The organism is Thioalkalivibrio sp. ALgr1 (assembly GCF_000378285.1).
Lineage (GTDB): Bacteria > Pseudomonadota > Gammaproteobacteria > Ectothiorhodospirales > Ectothiorhodospiraceae > Thioalkalivibrio.
In genome coordinates this window covers 440,409-454,091 of sequence record NZ_KB905132.1, presented here as the reverse complement: position 1 = coordinate 454,091, position 13,683 = coordinate 440,409, and the positions used below count along the sequence as shown (strand labels likewise).

The following is a 13,683-nucleotide window of genomic DNA, read 5'->3' as shown; positions in this document are numbered from 1 at the left end:
TTCGCCCGGTCGCGACTACAGGCGCATCGGCATCACGACGTAACGCGCGCCACCCGGAGGATCGGCCTGCACCAGGATCGAGGAGTTCCCGTCCCGCAGCCCGATCCGGACCTGATCGGTTTCAATGGCATTGAGGACATCGACCAGGTATCCGAGGTTGAATCCGATCTCCATCGGCGGGCCCTGATACTCGGCTTCGACTGACTCCTGGGCCTCTTCACGATCCGCGTTGTGGGTCATGACCTGACAGCCCTGATCGCCAAGCGTCATCCGCACCCCGCGGTACTTGTCCGACGCGACGATGGATACGCGTGCCAGTGCCTGCTTGAGTCGTTCGCGTTCCACCGTCAGGGTCGCCGGAAGATCCGCTGGAATCACGCGCTCGTAATCCGGGAACCGCCCTTCGATCACCTTGCTGCGCAGCACCGCATTCCCAAGATCGAACAGCACCTGATCCTCACTGAACCCGACGCGAACTGGTACATCGTCGTCCGACAGGTTGCGGCGCAGCTCAGCGATCGTCTTGCGCGGCACGATCTTCTCGATCCGTCCATCGATCGCCTGGTCAAGCTCGGCCTCGGCCAGTGCCAGTCGATGCCCGTCGGTTGCCACCGCGCGTAGACTGTGACCACTGGCTACCAACAGCAATCCCTGAAGGTAATAGCGAACGTCCTGCTGCGCCATCGAAAACATCGTCGCCTCAAGCAACCGACGCAGCCGGTTCTGCGGGATGTCCAGGGTCCACTCCGAGCTCTTGCTCTCCCAGTCGGGGAAATCCGCACCCGGCAACGTGGCCAGACTGAAACGCGAGCCAGCGAACCCCACGGACATCCGTTCTCCATCGATCGTCGCCCGGATCTCGCTGTCTTCCGGTGCCGCCTTTACCACATCCAGCAGCTTGCGTACCGATACTGTCACGTCGCACTCACCGGGGATGGTTCCCGTCGCCTCACCTTGCCAGGCCAGTTCCAGGTCGGTGGTATCCATGCGAATGCCGCCCCGTTCATCCGGTCGCAAGCGCACGTTGCCGAGGATCGGCATCGTCAAACGTTTCTCGGCCGCCCCGACAATCCGTTGCAGGGCGTCAGTCATCGCTTCGCGCTGGAAAGAGAGTTCCATGGCGGTGTCCTGTAATTGGGTTTAAGTAATTTAAAACTGATGATAATAAGGTCCGCTTCTCCCTGTGCGGAAAACCTTTAACCAATTGATTTGTCGACTTTTATTATTCAAAAAACGGCTTTCAAACCTCTGTATCGCCTGTGTCTATCCTGTGGATGAAATCAGGCACCAAAAATTTACGCTGACTGCGCACGACTTCCCCCCATCTTATCCACAGCTTGTTCGGTCAACCTGCAGGGATGTGCGTCAGCGTCAGCTGCTCAGGGTCCGCAGCAGATTTGCATAGTCTTCATCCAGGCTCGCATCCGCCTCGCGCAACTCGACGATCTTGCGACAGGCATGAATGACCGTCGTATGGTCCCGTCCGCCGAAGGCCTGGCCGATCTCCGGGAGGCTGTGCTGCGTGAGTTCCTTCGCGAGTGCCATCGCCATCTGGCGCGGTCGAGCCACCGAGCGGCTGCGGCGAGTGGAGAGCAGATCCGCCACCTTGATGCGGTAGTAATCGGCCACGGTCTTCTGGATGTTCTCCAAGGTGATCAGCTTGTTCTGGACGGCGAGCAGGTCGCGCAGCGCCTCTTTGGCGAAGTCCAGGGTGATCGGTTTGCCGGTGAAATGCGCGTTCGCGATGACCCGGCGAAGCGACCCCTCCAGCTCCCGGATGTTGGACCGGATGCGCTTGCCCATGAAAAAGGCGACCTCGGTTGGCAACTCGATCCCGGCCTGTTCCGCCTTGCGCTGCAGGATGGCCACGCGCGTCTCCAGCTCCGGGGGTTCGATGGCGATGGTCAGGCCCCAGCCAAAACGTGATTTCAGCCGTTCCTCAAGCCCCTCGACCTCCTTCGGATAACGGTCCGAGGTCAGGATGATCTGCTGCTGACCTTCAAGCAACGCGTTGAATGTATGAAAAAATTCTTCCTGGGAACGTTCCTTGTTCGCAAAGAACTGGATGTCGTCGATCAGGAGGGCATCGGCCGTGCGATAGTGCTGCTTGAAGTCGTCGATCGCGTTGTGCTGCAGCGCCTTGATCATGTCGGCGACGAAGCGCTCGGAGTGCAGGTAGATGATCCGGCCTTCCGGCAGCCGGCTCAGGATGCTGTTGCCGATCGCGTGCATCAGATGGGTCTTGCCCAGGCCTACGCCGCCATAGATGAACAGCGGGTTGTACGCGACCCCCGGGTTTTCGGCCACCTGCAGACTGGCCGCGCGCGCCAGTTGATTCGATTTGCCCTCGACGAAGGTGTCGAAGGTGAAGGCCGGGTTCAGGTTGCTGACCGGCCCCTTGGGGACCGCTGCTCGCCGCGCTGGCGCGCTCGCGGGTGCCCGTGAAGGTGCGGAGCCTTCGGGCTCCGCGGTGGTCCACTCCGTGCCCCCGATCCCCAGGCGAACGCGTTGCCTATCGGTCTCTTCGGTGCCGGGGCGCAGTTCGCTGACGGCCTCTTCGATGGAACTCAGGAGATGGTCGCGGACATGTTCGAAGACAAACTGGTTGGGTGCCAGCAGGCGCAAGGCCCCGGCTTCCTCCTCGGCGTGCAGGGGTCGCAGCCAGGTGTTCAGCTGCTGCTCACTCACACGACCCTGCAGGCGATCCAGACAGGCTGTCCACAGGGTATTGGCAGTCACACGCGGGTCTCCGGGATCACGAGGGTTCGGGGGCCCCTGAGTCTACGCCGATGGTGACCCCGTGCGCTAGCCAAGTCTCGCCCGCTGATTGACTTCGCGCACGGTTGACGGTAGTTTTCTCCGCCCTTTATCCCATTGTCCGAGATTCGTCATGAAGCGCACCTTTCAACCGAGTCGGCTTGTCCGCGCCCGTACCCACGGCTTCCGTGCCCGCATGGCCACCCGTGGCGGTCGCAAGGTCCTGAACGCCCGTCGCGCCAAAGGCCGCAAGCGACTCTGCCCGACCAACTGATCGCGCTGTCCGGCTGGCCATCATGACCGCCGGGGCGCAGGGCTTCCCGCGCCAGGCGCGTTTGCTGGTCGGTGCTGATTACCGGCACGTCTTCGCCGACGCGCGTCCGATCCGTGGCCGCTATTTGACGCTGCTGTATCGTGCCCGCGAGGGCGGCGGGGAGCCCCGGTTGGGGCTCGCGATCGCCAAGCGCCATGTGCGCAACGCCACGGATCGCAACCGGGTCAAGCGCATCGTGCGCGAGGCCTTCCGCCAACGCCGCGCGGCGCTGCCACCGGTGGACCTGATTGTCCTGGCCCGCGCCGGTGCGGGCACCTGTGACCGACGGGCCCTGCGCTCGGAGATGGAAACGCTGCTGGATCGCCTGCAATGACCCTTGTACGCAAGATTGCCCTGTTGCCGGTTCGGGCCTATCAGTACGGCATCTCCCCGTTCATGGCGCCGCATTGCCGGCATTACCCGACGTGCTCGGCCTACACCGTCGAGGCGGTGGAAAAACACGGCGTCACACGCGGCTTCTGGCTCGGACTGCGGCGCATTCTGCGTTGCCACCCGTGGTCCCCCGGGGGCTATGACCCCGTGCCGGAACCCCATCTGTCCGCCCACTCGCATCGATCCCGGAAATAGTCGCGCTCATGGATAACTTGCGTCCCCTTTTGTGGCTCAGCCTGGCCTTTGTCCTGTTCCTGATGTGGCAGGCCTGGAACCAGGACTACGGCACCCCTGCCCAGCCGGAAACGGCCGAGCAAGAGGCGGAGGATCCCGATGCCCGCCCGGAGGATGTCCCCGACGCGCCCCAGTTCGAGGACGAGGACGATCCACGTGCCGCCGCCGCGGATGTGTCCGAGATCAGCCCGATCCAGGAGCCGGATCGTCGCCAGTTCACCGTCCGCACCGACAAGCACGAGCTGCTGATCGACACCCGTGGCGGCACCATCCTGCGCGCAGACCTGCTGCAGTATCCGCGCGATCTGCAGGATGACCCGCTGGTTCCGGTTCGCCTGTTTGACCACCGCGTGCGCGGCTACGTGGCTCAGAGTGGCCTGACGCACGACCGCGTCAACGACCGCGCGATGGAGGGGCGGGCCCCCTCGCACCACGCCAATTTCGAGGTTGACGGCGACCACTTCGAGATGGCCGAGGGCGACGATACCCTTCAGGTCCCGATGCGCTGGGTCTCGGACGATGGCGAGATCGAGGTCATCAAGACCTACACCTTTACCCGCGGGACTCATCTGATCGAGGTGGGTTACGAGGTCCGCAACCAGGGCGATTCCACCTGGAGTGGGCGCCAGTATCGACAGTTGCGCCACGGGCCGACCCCGGACCGCGAGTCCTGGTGGTTGTATACGTTCACGGGGGCCGCGTATTTCGACGGCAGTTACCAGCGGGAGCGTTTCGAGTCGCTCGCCGACGACCCCATCCAGCAACGCCTGCATGGCGGCTGGGTCGCGATGATCCAGCACTATTTCGTCTCTGCCTGGGTCCCGGGCGATGACGAGGTGAACGCGCTGTATGCCCGCGCCGTGCCTGGCGAGGTTGGCGAGGAATACCTGATCGGCCTGCACTCGGCCGAGCCCCTGACCGTGCGCCCGGGCGAGAGCGGGCAGCTCCAGACCCGACTGTGGGTTGGGCCGAAGCTCCAGGACGAGCTTTCCCAGATCGCCCAGGGCCTGGAACTGACCGTCGACTACGGGATGTTCACCTTCCTGGCCAAGCCGCTGTTCTGGCTGCTGGATCTGATCCACAGCGTCGTCGGCAACTGGGGCTGGTCGATCGTGCTGCTCACCATCCTGATCAAGCTCGCGTTCTTCAAGCTGTCCGCCACCAGCTATCGCTCGATGGCGCGCATGCGCAAGGTTGCGCCCAAGCTGCAGGCCCTGAAGGAACGCTACAAGGACGACAAGCAGCGCATGAACCAGGCGCTGATGGAGTTGTACAAGAAGGAGAAGATCAACCCGCTGGGTGGCTGTCTCCCGATCCTGGTGCAGATCCCGGTGTTCATCGCCCTGTACTGGGTGCTGCTGGAGAGCGTGGAACTGCGTCAGGCCCCGTGGTGGCTGTGGATCCAGGATCTGTCCTCGCGTGATCCGTACTTCATCCTGCCGATCCTGATGGGCGTGTCCATGTTCGTGCAGTACAAGCTGAACCCGCCGCCGATGGACCCGGTGCAGCAGAAGATCTTCATGGCGCTGCCATTCGTGTTCACGATCTTCTTCGCCTTCTTCCCGGCGGGCCTGGTGCTGTACTGGTTCACCAACAACCTGTTCTCCATCGCCCAGCAGTGGTACATCACGCGCAAGATCGAGGGCGGCGAGGACCCGGACAAGCAGAAGAGCTGACCGGGCCGTGACCGTGGCGGATACCATCGTCGCGGTCGCCACCCCGCCGGGGGTCGGCGGCATTGGCGTGGTCCGTCTGTCGGGCCCCCAGTCGCTGGTGATCGCACGGCGCCTGACCGGGCGCGACCGCCTGCGACCACGCCAAGCTCATTACGGCCGCCTCACTGATCCGGCCAGCGGCGAGACCATCGACGATGGCCTGATCCTCTATTTCCCCGCGCCCCATTCGTATACCGGTGAAGACGTGGTCGAACTGCAAGGCCACGGCAGCCCGGTGCTCCTGGAGGCGCTCGTCGCGGCGGCGGTCGGCCTCGGTGCGCGCCGCGCGCGGCCGGGCGAATTCACCGAACAGGCCTTTCTGAACGGCCGCCTCGACCTCGCGCAGGCCGAGGCCGTCGCCGATCTGATCCATGCCCAGACGGCCCAGGCCGCGCGCCTGGCCCGCTCCAGCCTCGACGGGGCGCTGGCCGCGGAGCTGGAGCCGGTCTCCCGGGCCATCCGCGACATGCGCGTGGTCATCGAGGCCGAGATCGACTTCGGCGAGACTGACCTCGAATCCGAGGCCGCCCCGGACATCGCCCGGCGGGCGGAGGTCCTGCACACGACCATCCTCGCGCTCCTCGAGCGCCTGCGCCCGGCCCGCTATTTCGCCCAGGGCCTGCGTCTGGCCCTGGTCGGTGCCCCCAATGTCGGCAAGTCCAGCCTGATGAATCGACTGGCCGAGAGCGAGGTGGCGATCGTCACCGACCGCCCCGGGACCACCCGGGACGTACTGCGCTCGCCGATCGCCATCCACGGGATCCCGGTGGAACTGATCGACACCGCCGGGCTGCACGCCAGCGACGACCCTGTGGAAAAGATCGGGATGCAGCGCGCCCGCGAGGCTGCGACCGGGGCCGACCTGATCCTGGACCTTCGGGATCTGACCCGGCCGGAGGCCGTCCCCGAGCTGGAGGCCCCGCCCGAGATCCCGCGGCTCACGGTCTGGAACAAGCAGGATTGCGTCGCGGATTCCCGATCTACAGAGGGGATCGTCATCTCGGCGCGCACCGGTGCGGGCATTGATGAACTCAAGCAGGCCATCGTCGAGCGGCTGGGTGCCAGCGAGGGCGGGCAGCAGCGCTTCAGCGTGCGTGCGCGCCACCTCGATGGCCTGCGCCTGGCGGCGCTGCATCTGGGCCGCATCGAGGCCAGCGCCGCGCCCGACCTGATCGCCGAGGAGCTGCGCCTGGCCGAGGCGGCGCTGGACGCCCTGCTGGGTCGCCAGGACCACGAGGCCCTGCTCGGCGAGATCTTCGCCGGTTTCTGCATCGGCAAGTGATGGCGTAGGGAAACATGGATCCCCATGCGGCCGCTTCGACGCCACCGCCACTCCTGCTAAACTGCTGATTTTACTTTTTCGGGCCGCCCAGCGGCCGGGTTTCAAGAGGTCATGGCAGAAGAATTTGATGTCATCGTGATTGGCGGCGGACACGCCGGCACCGAGGCCGCTCTGGCCGCGGCACGCGCGGGTGCGCGCACGCTGCTGCTGACCCATAACATCGAGACCATTGGCCAGATGAGCTGCAATCCGGCGATCGGCGGCATTGGCAAGGGCCACCTGGTCAAGGAGATCGATGCCCTGGGGGGCGTGATGGCGCGCGCGGCGGATGCCGCCGGCATCCATTTCCGCATCCTCAATAGGCGCAAGGGTCCGGCGGTGCGCGCGACCCGCGCCCAGTCCGACCGGCAGCTCTACCGCCAGGCCATCCGCCAGTTCGTGGAGGCCGAACCGAATCTGCAGATCTTCCAGCAGCCGGTGGCCGACATCACCATGGAGGGCGATCGCGTGACCGGTGTGGTCACCGAGGCGGGCCTTGCGTTTACGGCTCGCGCCGTCGTGCTGACGGTGGGGACCTTCCTCAACGGCCAGATGCATACCGGGCTGACCCAGCAGCCGGGCGGGCGGGCGGGCGATCCGCCGAGCGTGCGCCTGGCCGCGCGCCTGCGCGATATGGCCTTTGCGGTCGGGCGCCTGAAGACCGGCACCCCGCCGCGCATCGACGGGCGCAGTGTCGACTTCTCGCGCCTCGAGGTGCAGCCGGGCGATGACCCGCGCCCGGTGTTCTCGTTCACCGGCTCGCCCGGCGACCACCCGGAACAGCGCCCCTGTCATATCGCGCGTACGAGCGAGCGGACCCATGACCTGATCCGCGCCAACCTCGATCAGGCGCCGATGTACTCCGGCCAGATCGACAGCACCGGACCGCGGTACTGCCCCTCGATCGAGGACAAGGTCGTGCGCTTTGCCGACAAGACCAGCCACCAGGTCTTCGTCGAGCCGGAGGGGCTGACCACCCACGAGCTCTACCCAAACGGCATCTCCACCTCCCTGCCCTATGCGATCCAGGTGCCGCTGGTGCAGAGCATCGAGGGCTTCGAGCACGCGCGCATTACCCGTCCGGGCTACGCGATCGAGTACGACTACTTCGACCCGCGCGGCCTGCGCCCATCGCTGGCCACGCGGGAGGTGGCCAATCTGTTCTTCGCCGGGCAGATCAACGGCACCACCGGATACGAAGAGGCCGCCGCCCAGGGCCTGGTCGCCGGACTGAATGCCGCCCGCCTGACCCGGGACGCCGAACCCTGGATCCCGCAGCGTTCCGAGGCCTATATCGGTGTGCTGATCGACGACCTGGTCACCCGCGGCACGCAGGAGCCCTACCGCATGTTCACGTCGCGCGCCGAGTACCGGCTGCTGTTGCGCGAAGACAACGCGGATCTGCGCCTGACCCCGGTCGGGCGCGAACATGGCCTGGTCGACGATGCCCGCTGGGCACGGTTCGAGCGCCGCGCCGCCGCGATCGAGTCGGAAATGAGCAGGCTTGCACAGACGCGACCGGACCGGGATCAGCGCAGCCGCCCGGCCCTGGTCGAGCTCCTCGGCAAGGCCCCGGAGCCGGATGCCACACTGCTCGACCTGCTGCGCCGACCGGAGGCCGACTATGACGCCCTGATGCAGGCACTCCCGGAACTGGATGCGGGCTGCACGCCGGACGTGCGCGAGCAGGCCGAGATTCAGGCCAGATACGCCGGGTACATCGAACGCCAGCAGGCCGAGGTCGCGCGCCAGGCGAAGGCCGATCAGACGGCGCTGCCGGACAACCTCGACTACGCGCGGGTGCATGGTCTGTCCAACGAGATCCGCCAGAAACTCGCCGAATTCCGTCCGCACACGCTGGGTCAGGCCCAGCGCATCCCGGGCGTGACCCCGGCCGCGCTTTCGGCTCTGGCTGTTCACCTGAAGCAGCGCGCCAGTGGCGAGTAACGACTGGCGGGCGGCCCTGGGCGCCGTCGCCGACGAGTGGGCGCTGGACGCAGCCGCCATCGAGGCCCTGGCGATCTATCTCGAGCAGCTCGGGCGCTGGAACCGGGTGCACAACCTGACCGCCGTGCGCGATCCCGCGCAGTGGATCCCCCGTCACATCCTCGACAGCCTGACCCTGCGCCCGTATCTTCACGGGGACCGCATCCTGGATGTCGGGACGGGCGCCGGCCTGCCGGGCTTCGTGCTGGCCGCCTGCGAGCGCGAGCGCGATTTCTGCCTGCTGGACAGCGCGGCCAAGCGCATCCGCTTCCTGCGCAACGTGATCGGGCTGGCCGGGCTGACCCGGGTCGAGGCCGTGCATATGCGGATCGAGGATTTCGGACCCGCCGCGCCCTACACCACGGTCCTGGCGCGGGCATTCAAGGCACCGGCGGACATGGTCGCGCGCGTCGCACCGCAGGTGGCCACGGGCGGGCGGGTGCTGGCCATGCTCGGGCAGCGCTCGGTGGCGGACGCGCCGCTGCCCGCCCCGTGGTCGTACCGGGCTGTGGACCCGGTTACCATTCCCGGCGAGGCCGCCCAGCGGCACATCGCCATTATCGAGAGAGCCGAGACGTGACCGATACGCTGGCCATCACCAATCAGAAGGGCGGGGTGGGCAAGACCACGACCTGCGTGAATCTCGCCGCCTCGCTCGCCCGGCTGGGCAAGCGCGTGCTGGTCGTGGACCTGGACCCACAGGGGAATGCCACCACCGGTTCCGGCGTGGACAAGCACGCCGACGACCCGACCTCCTGCGAGGTGCTGCTGGGCCAGGCCACGGTTCCGGAGGCCGCTCACCGTGTGGAGGGCGGTTTCGATCTGGTGCCGGCGAACGGGGACCTGACCGTGGCCGAGGTGCGCCTGATGGATCAGGAGCGACGCGAATATCGGCTGCGCGACGCCCTGGGCCCGGTGGCCGCCGACTACGACCACATCCTGATCGACTGCCCGCCGTCGCTGAACCTGTTGACGGTCAACGGGCTGGTGGCCGCCGACGGGGTCGTGATCCCGATGCAGTGCGAGTACTACGCGCTCGAGGGCCTGACCGCGCTGATGCGCACGATCGAGAGCATCCAGAAGGGGCCCAACCCGCAGCTGCGCATCGCCGGGTTGCTGCGCACAATGTTTGACCCGCGCAACCGGCTGTCCGGTGACGTCTCCGACCAGCTCACCGGGCACTTCGGCGAACGCGTGTTCCGGACTGTGATCCCGCGCAACATCCGCCTGGCCGAGGCCCCCAGCTTTGGTCAGCCGGCCTTGTTGTATGATGCCTCCTCGCGCGGGGCGGTGGCCTACCTCGCGCTGGCCGGCGAGATGCTGCGCCGCTGATCCCGCATACACGAGCAGGACTGAAACGATGGCAAAACGTGGACTGGGCCGCGGGCTCGATGCCCTCCTGTCGGGGGCACAAAGCGGCGGCAACGAGAGTGACTCCCTGGCGCAGCTGCCGATCGAACAGATCCGCCGCGGTCAGTATCAGCCGCGCGTGCACATGTCCGAGCCCGCGCTCGCGGAGCTGGCCGAGTCGATTCGTGCCCAGGGCATTGTTCAGCCGGTTGTCGTGCGCCGGGTCGAGGGCGGCTTCGAACTGATTGCTGGCGAACGCCGCTGGCGAGCCGCCCAAATTGCGGGGCTGGAGAGCGTGCCGGCGGTGGTGCGCGACATCCCCGATCAGGCCGCGGCCGCGATGTCGCTGATCGAGAACATCCAGCGCGAGGACCTGAACCCGCTGGAAGAGGCGCAGGCCATCCGGCGCCTGATCGACGAATTCGAGATGACCCATCAGGCGGCGGCGGATGCGGTCGGCCGTTCGCGCACCTCCGTCACCAACCTGCTGCGTCTGCTGGAGTTGCACGACGTGGTCAAGGAACATGTGAACGAGGGCCGGCTGGAGATGGGCCATGCCCGCTCTCTGCTGGCCCTGCCGCTGGACGACCAGCCGGGGGTGGCCGCGACGGTCGTCAAGCGTGACATGACCGTCCGCGCCACCGAGCAACTGGTCAAGAAGGTCCTCTCGGCGCAGCCGGAGCCGCGCAAGGAGGCCGGCCCCTCGCCAGAGGTCCGGCAACTCGAAAGCCGCCTGTCTGATCGCCTCGGGGCCCCCGTCCAGGTCCGCTACAACCGCCAGGGCAAGGGCCGACTGGTCATCGAATACAACAGCCTCGACGAGCTCGACGGCATCCTCGAACACATCCAGTAAAAAGCCCGTCTGCCTCGCCCAAAGCCTCTCCCCACGCCCCTTTGGCCACCCCATAACGGTTTGACCTAATAGAAGGGTGCTCTTATAATGCGCGCACTTTTTGGGAGAGGGGTGGGTGTGCCCATCCGCTGAATGACACCGCGACGCTTCAGACACGCCTTACAATCGATCGGTCTGCAGCTCGCCCTAACGCTGATACTGTCGGGCCTACTACTGGCCCTGTTCCCCCCGATCGTGGCGATCTCGGCCATGATCGGCGGCTTGACCGCGACCCTCGGCAATGCCGTGGCCGCGGTCGTTGTGTTTCGAGCCTACCGCTCTGATCAGGTGGGCTCGCTCACGGCGCGAATGATGGGCGCCGAGCTGGGACGACTCGTAATCATCGCGGTGGCATTCGGGGTGGCGTTCGCTTACCTGGACGAGCCGAACTTGCTGGCTTTGTTCGGCATCTTCCTCCTGGTGCATCTGGCCCCGCTCTGGTGGCTGCACCGGGTTTCTGATCAAGCAATGACGAGATAACTGCATGGCTTCAGAAAGCGAACTGCCCACGATGGAAGAGCACATTGCTCACCATCTCACGAACCTCACCTTTGGGCTCCACCCCGAGAACGGGTTGAGCTTCGCCACGACCAGCACCCAGGCCGCCGAAATGGGCTTCTGGGCGATCCATGTCGACTCCATGCTGTGGTCGATTGGTCTTGGCCTCCTGTTTATCCTCACGTTTCGCGCTGCCGCCAAGAAGGTCACCGCTGGCGTCCCGGGTGGCTGGCAGAACTTTGTCGAAATGACGATGGACTTTGTTAACGACAACGTCCGTGGCTCGTTCAAGCACAAGAACGACATGGTCGCGCCACTCGCGCTGACCATCTTTGTCTGGATCTTCCTGCTCAACCTGATGGACCTGGTGCCGGTGGATCTGCTGCCGCACATCGCCTATCTGCTGGGTATCCCCTACTTCAAGATCGTGCCGACCACGGACATCAACGTGACCGCGGGTCTGGCGCTGGGCGTGTTCGTCCTGATCATCTACTACTCGCTGAAGATCAAGGGCCCGGTGGGCTTTATCAAGGAACTGACGGGCATCCCGTTCCAGACCAACATCGTGTTCCTGAAGCCGATCTTCTGGGTGATCAACTTCGCGCTGGAGTTCATCAACCTGCTGGCCAAGCCCGCATCGCTCGCCCTGCGACTGTTCGGCAACCTGTACGCGGCGGAGATGATCTTCATCCTGATCGGCGTTATGTACTCCGCGGGCCTGATCCTGGGTCTGGCCGGTGGTGTGCTGCATGTCGGCTGGGCGATCTTCCACATTCTCGTGGTGCCGCTGCAGGCCTTCATCTTCATGGTGCTGACCGTCGTCTATCTGGACATGGCGTACAGCGAAGACCACTGATTCGATTCACCTTCAAACTGACCGTTTCAACACTCGACTGGAGATACAAAAATGGAAATGGCTAACGCTCTGATCGTCCTGGCTGGCTCTCTGCTTCTGGGTCTGGCCGCTGTCGGCGCCGCCATCGGCGTGGGTACCCTGGGTGGTCGCTTCCTGGAAGGCGCCGCGCGTCAGCCGGAACTGATCCCGATGCTGCGTACTCAGTTCTTTATCGTGATGGGTCTGACCGACGCCGTGCCGATGATCGGCGTGGGTATCGGCCTGTACGTTCTGTTCGCCCTGGGTTAACAAGGCTGAGCGAGTCCCGAGGTCCCCTCCACTCGTCAACCTGAGGTAGCAGGATGAATATCAATCTGACCATCATCGGCCAGCTCCTGGCGTTTGCCGTATTCGTGTGGTTCACGATGCGCTACGTTTGGCCGCCCATGTCCGCCGCCCTGGAAGAGCGCCGCAAGAAGATTGCGGACGGCCTGGCCGCCGCCGAGCGTGGCGAAAAGGAACAGGAGCTCGCCCAGGAGCGCGCGACCGCGGTGATCAAGGAGGCCAAGCAGCAGGCCAACGAGATCATGGCCTCTGCGCAGAAGCGTGCGACAGAGCTGGTCGAGGAAAGCAAGACCACCGCGCGCGAGGAAGGCGAGCGTATCAAGGAACAGGCGCACTCCGAGATTGAGCAGGAGATCAACCGTGCGAAGGAAGAACTGCGCAAGCAGGTCTCCCAGCTGGCGGTTGCCGGTGCCGAGCAGATCCTGGCCAAGGAGATCGATGCCAAGGCCCACGGCGATCTGCTGAAGAAGCTCGCGGCCAAGCTCTAAGGAGACGTTATGTCAGACCTGATTTCGGTCGCCCGACCCTACGCCCGCGCCGCTTTCGAGCGGGCCCAGGAGAAAAACGATCTCGCTGGCTGGGCCGAGCAGCTCGAGTTGCTGGCGGCCATCGCCGCCGACTCGCAGATGCACAGTCTCCTCTCCAACCCGCGGCTCCCGCGTGCCGATCGCGCGCAGCTCGTGCTGGACGTGGCCGGCGACAAGGTCGGCCCCGAGGCCGGCAACCTGGTTCGGCTGCTGGCCGAAAATGGTCGCCTGCCCGCGCTGCCCGCCGTCTACGACGCGTTCTCCGCGATGAAGGCCGAGGCCGAAAAGCGCGTCCACGCCGACGTAATCGCCTTCCGCAAGCTCACGCAGGCGCAGGAGAAAGAGATCCACGATGCCCTGGCCAAAGGCCTGGGCTGCGAAGTCGATCTCGAGTGTTCAGTCGACAGCTCCCTGCTCGGCGGGGCCATCATCCGCGCCGGCGACCTGGTAATCGACGGCTCCGTGCGAGGCCAGCTGAACCGCCTGGCTGCCAATTTGAGTCGCTAAGAGGATATTT

Annotated in this window: 16 protein-coding genes; 14 read left to right on the top strand and 2 right to left on the bottom strand. The window is 65.3% G+C overall.

Features of this window, described 5'->3' with window-relative positions:
- Nucleotides 1-15: 15 nt before the first annotated feature.
- The gene (gene dnaN, locus F466_RS0102170; RefSeq protein ID WP_018993360.1) at nucleotides 16-1,119 is read right to left on the bottom strand and encodes a DNA polymerase III subunit beta; all 1,104 of its coding nucleotides are present in this window, start codon (nucleotides 1,117-1,119) and stop codon (nucleotides 16-18) included.
- A gap of 252 nt (nucleotides 1,120-1,371) precedes the next feature.
- On the bottom strand, nucleotides 1,372-2,739 hold the full coding sequence (gene dnaA, locus F466_RS0102165) for a chromosomal replication initiator protein DnaA (protein ID WP_018993359.1): 1,368 nt from the start codon (nucleotides 2,737-2,739) through the stop codon (nucleotides 1,372-1,374).
- A 151-nt stretch (nucleotides 2,740-2,890) separates the two neighbouring features.
- Here dnaA and rpmH point away from each other — a divergent pair, with 151 nt between their 5' ends.
- From rpmH to F466_RS0102095, 14 genes are all read left to right on the top strand, one after another.
- Nucleotides 2,891-3,031, top strand: a complete 141-nt coding sequence (rpmH, locus tag F466_RS0102160; protein ID WP_012983964.1) for a 50S ribosomal protein L34 — start codon at nucleotides 2,891-2,893, stop codon at nucleotides 3,029-3,031.
- A 22-nt stretch (nucleotides 3,032-3,053) separates the two neighbouring features.
- Entirely contained in the window at nucleotides 3,054-3,404 is a 351-nt protein-coding gene (rnpA, locus tag F466_RS0102155) for a ribonuclease P protein component (RefSeq protein ID WP_012983963.1), read from the top strand.
- Nucleotides 3,401-3,658 carry a membrane protein insertion efficiency factor YidD gene (gene yidD / locus F466_RS0102150; protein WP_012983962.1) on the top strand — a complete coding sequence of 86 codons (258 nt, stop codon included), beginning with the start codon at nucleotides 3,401-3,403 and terminating at the stop codon, nucleotides 3,656-3,658. The genes rnpA and yidD overlap by 4 nt, the downstream gene beginning before the upstream one ends.
- A gap of 8 nt (nucleotides 3,659-3,666) precedes the next feature.
- Complete coding sequence (gene yidC, locus F466_RS0102145) at nucleotides 3,667-5,373, top strand: membrane protein insertase YidC (RefSeq protein ID WP_038049808.1); 1,707 nt, start codon at nucleotides 3,667-3,669, stop codon at nucleotides 5,371-5,373.
- 7 nt (nucleotides 5,374-5,380) lie between these two features.
- Nucleotides 5,381-6,694: a tRNA uridine-5-carboxymethylaminomethyl(34) synthesis GTPase MnmE gene (gene mnmE, locus F466_RS0102140; protein ID WP_018139743.1), complete on the top strand. Its 1,314-nt coding sequence runs from the start codon at nucleotides 5,381-5,383 to the stop codon at nucleotides 6,692-6,694.
- A 111-nt stretch (nucleotides 6,695-6,805) separates the two neighbouring features.
- Nucleotides 6,806-8,680 carry a tRNA uridine-5-carboxymethylaminomethyl(34) synthesis enzyme MnmG gene (gene mnmG / locus F466_RS0102135; protein ID WP_012983959.1) on the top strand — a complete coding sequence of 625 codons (1,875 nt, stop codon included), beginning with the start codon at nucleotides 6,806-6,808 and terminating at the stop codon, nucleotides 8,678-8,680.
- Nucleotides 8,670-9,299, top strand: a complete 630-nt coding sequence (rsmG, locus tag F466_RS0102130; protein WP_018993358.1) for a 16S rRNA (guanine(527)-N(7))-methyltransferase RsmG — start codon at nucleotides 8,670-8,672, stop codon at nucleotides 9,297-9,299. The genes mnmG and rsmG overlap by 11 nt, the downstream gene beginning before the upstream one ends.
- Entirely contained in the window at nucleotides 9,296-10,051 is a 756-nt protein-coding gene (locus tag F466_RS0102125) for a ParA family protein (protein WP_018139740.1), read from the top strand. The genes rsmG and F466_RS0102125 overlap by 4 nt, the downstream gene beginning before the upstream one ends.
- Nucleotides 10,052-10,079: 28 nt before the next feature.
- The gene (locus F466_RS0102120) at nucleotides 10,080-10,922 is read left to right on the top strand and encodes a ParB/RepB/Spo0J family partition protein (protein ID WP_018139739.1); all 843 of its coding nucleotides are present in this window, start codon (nucleotides 10,080-10,082) and stop codon (nucleotides 10,920-10,922) included.
- A 132-nt stretch (nucleotides 10,923-11,054) separates the two neighbouring features.
- Nucleotides 11,055-11,441 (top strand): ATP synthase subunit I, encoded by a 387-nt coding sequence (locus F466_RS0102115; RefSeq protein WP_018993357.1) that lies wholly within the window; start codon nucleotides 11,055-11,057, stop codon nucleotides 11,439-11,441.
- Between the two features lie 31 nt (nucleotides 11,442-11,472).
- Entirely contained in the window at nucleotides 11,473-12,315 is an 843-nt protein-coding gene (gene atpB, locus F466_RS0102110; protein ID WP_018139738.1) for a F0F1 ATP synthase subunit A, read from the top strand.
- Between the two features lie 51 nt (nucleotides 12,316-12,366).
- Nucleotides 12,367-12,603 (top strand): F0F1 ATP synthase subunit C, encoded by a 237-nt coding sequence (gene atpE / locus F466_RS0102105; RefSeq protein WP_012983953.1) that lies wholly within the window; start codon nucleotides 12,367-12,369, stop codon nucleotides 12,601-12,603.
- A gap of 53 nt (nucleotides 12,604-12,656) precedes the next feature.
- Nucleotides 12,657-13,127 carry a F0F1 ATP synthase subunit B gene (locus F466_RS0102100; protein ID WP_012983952.1) on the top strand — a complete coding sequence of 157 codons (471 nt, stop codon included), beginning with the start codon at nucleotides 12,657-12,659 and terminating at the stop codon, nucleotides 13,125-13,127.
- A 9-nt stretch (nucleotides 13,128-13,136) separates the two neighbouring features.
- The gene (locus tag F466_RS0102095) at nucleotides 13,137-13,673 is read left to right on the top strand and encodes a F0F1 ATP synthase subunit delta (protein ID WP_012983951.1); all 537 of its coding nucleotides are present in this window, start codon (nucleotides 13,137-13,139) and stop codon (nucleotides 13,671-13,673) included.
- The last annotated feature ends 10 nt before the right edge of the window (nucleotides 13,674-13,683 follow it).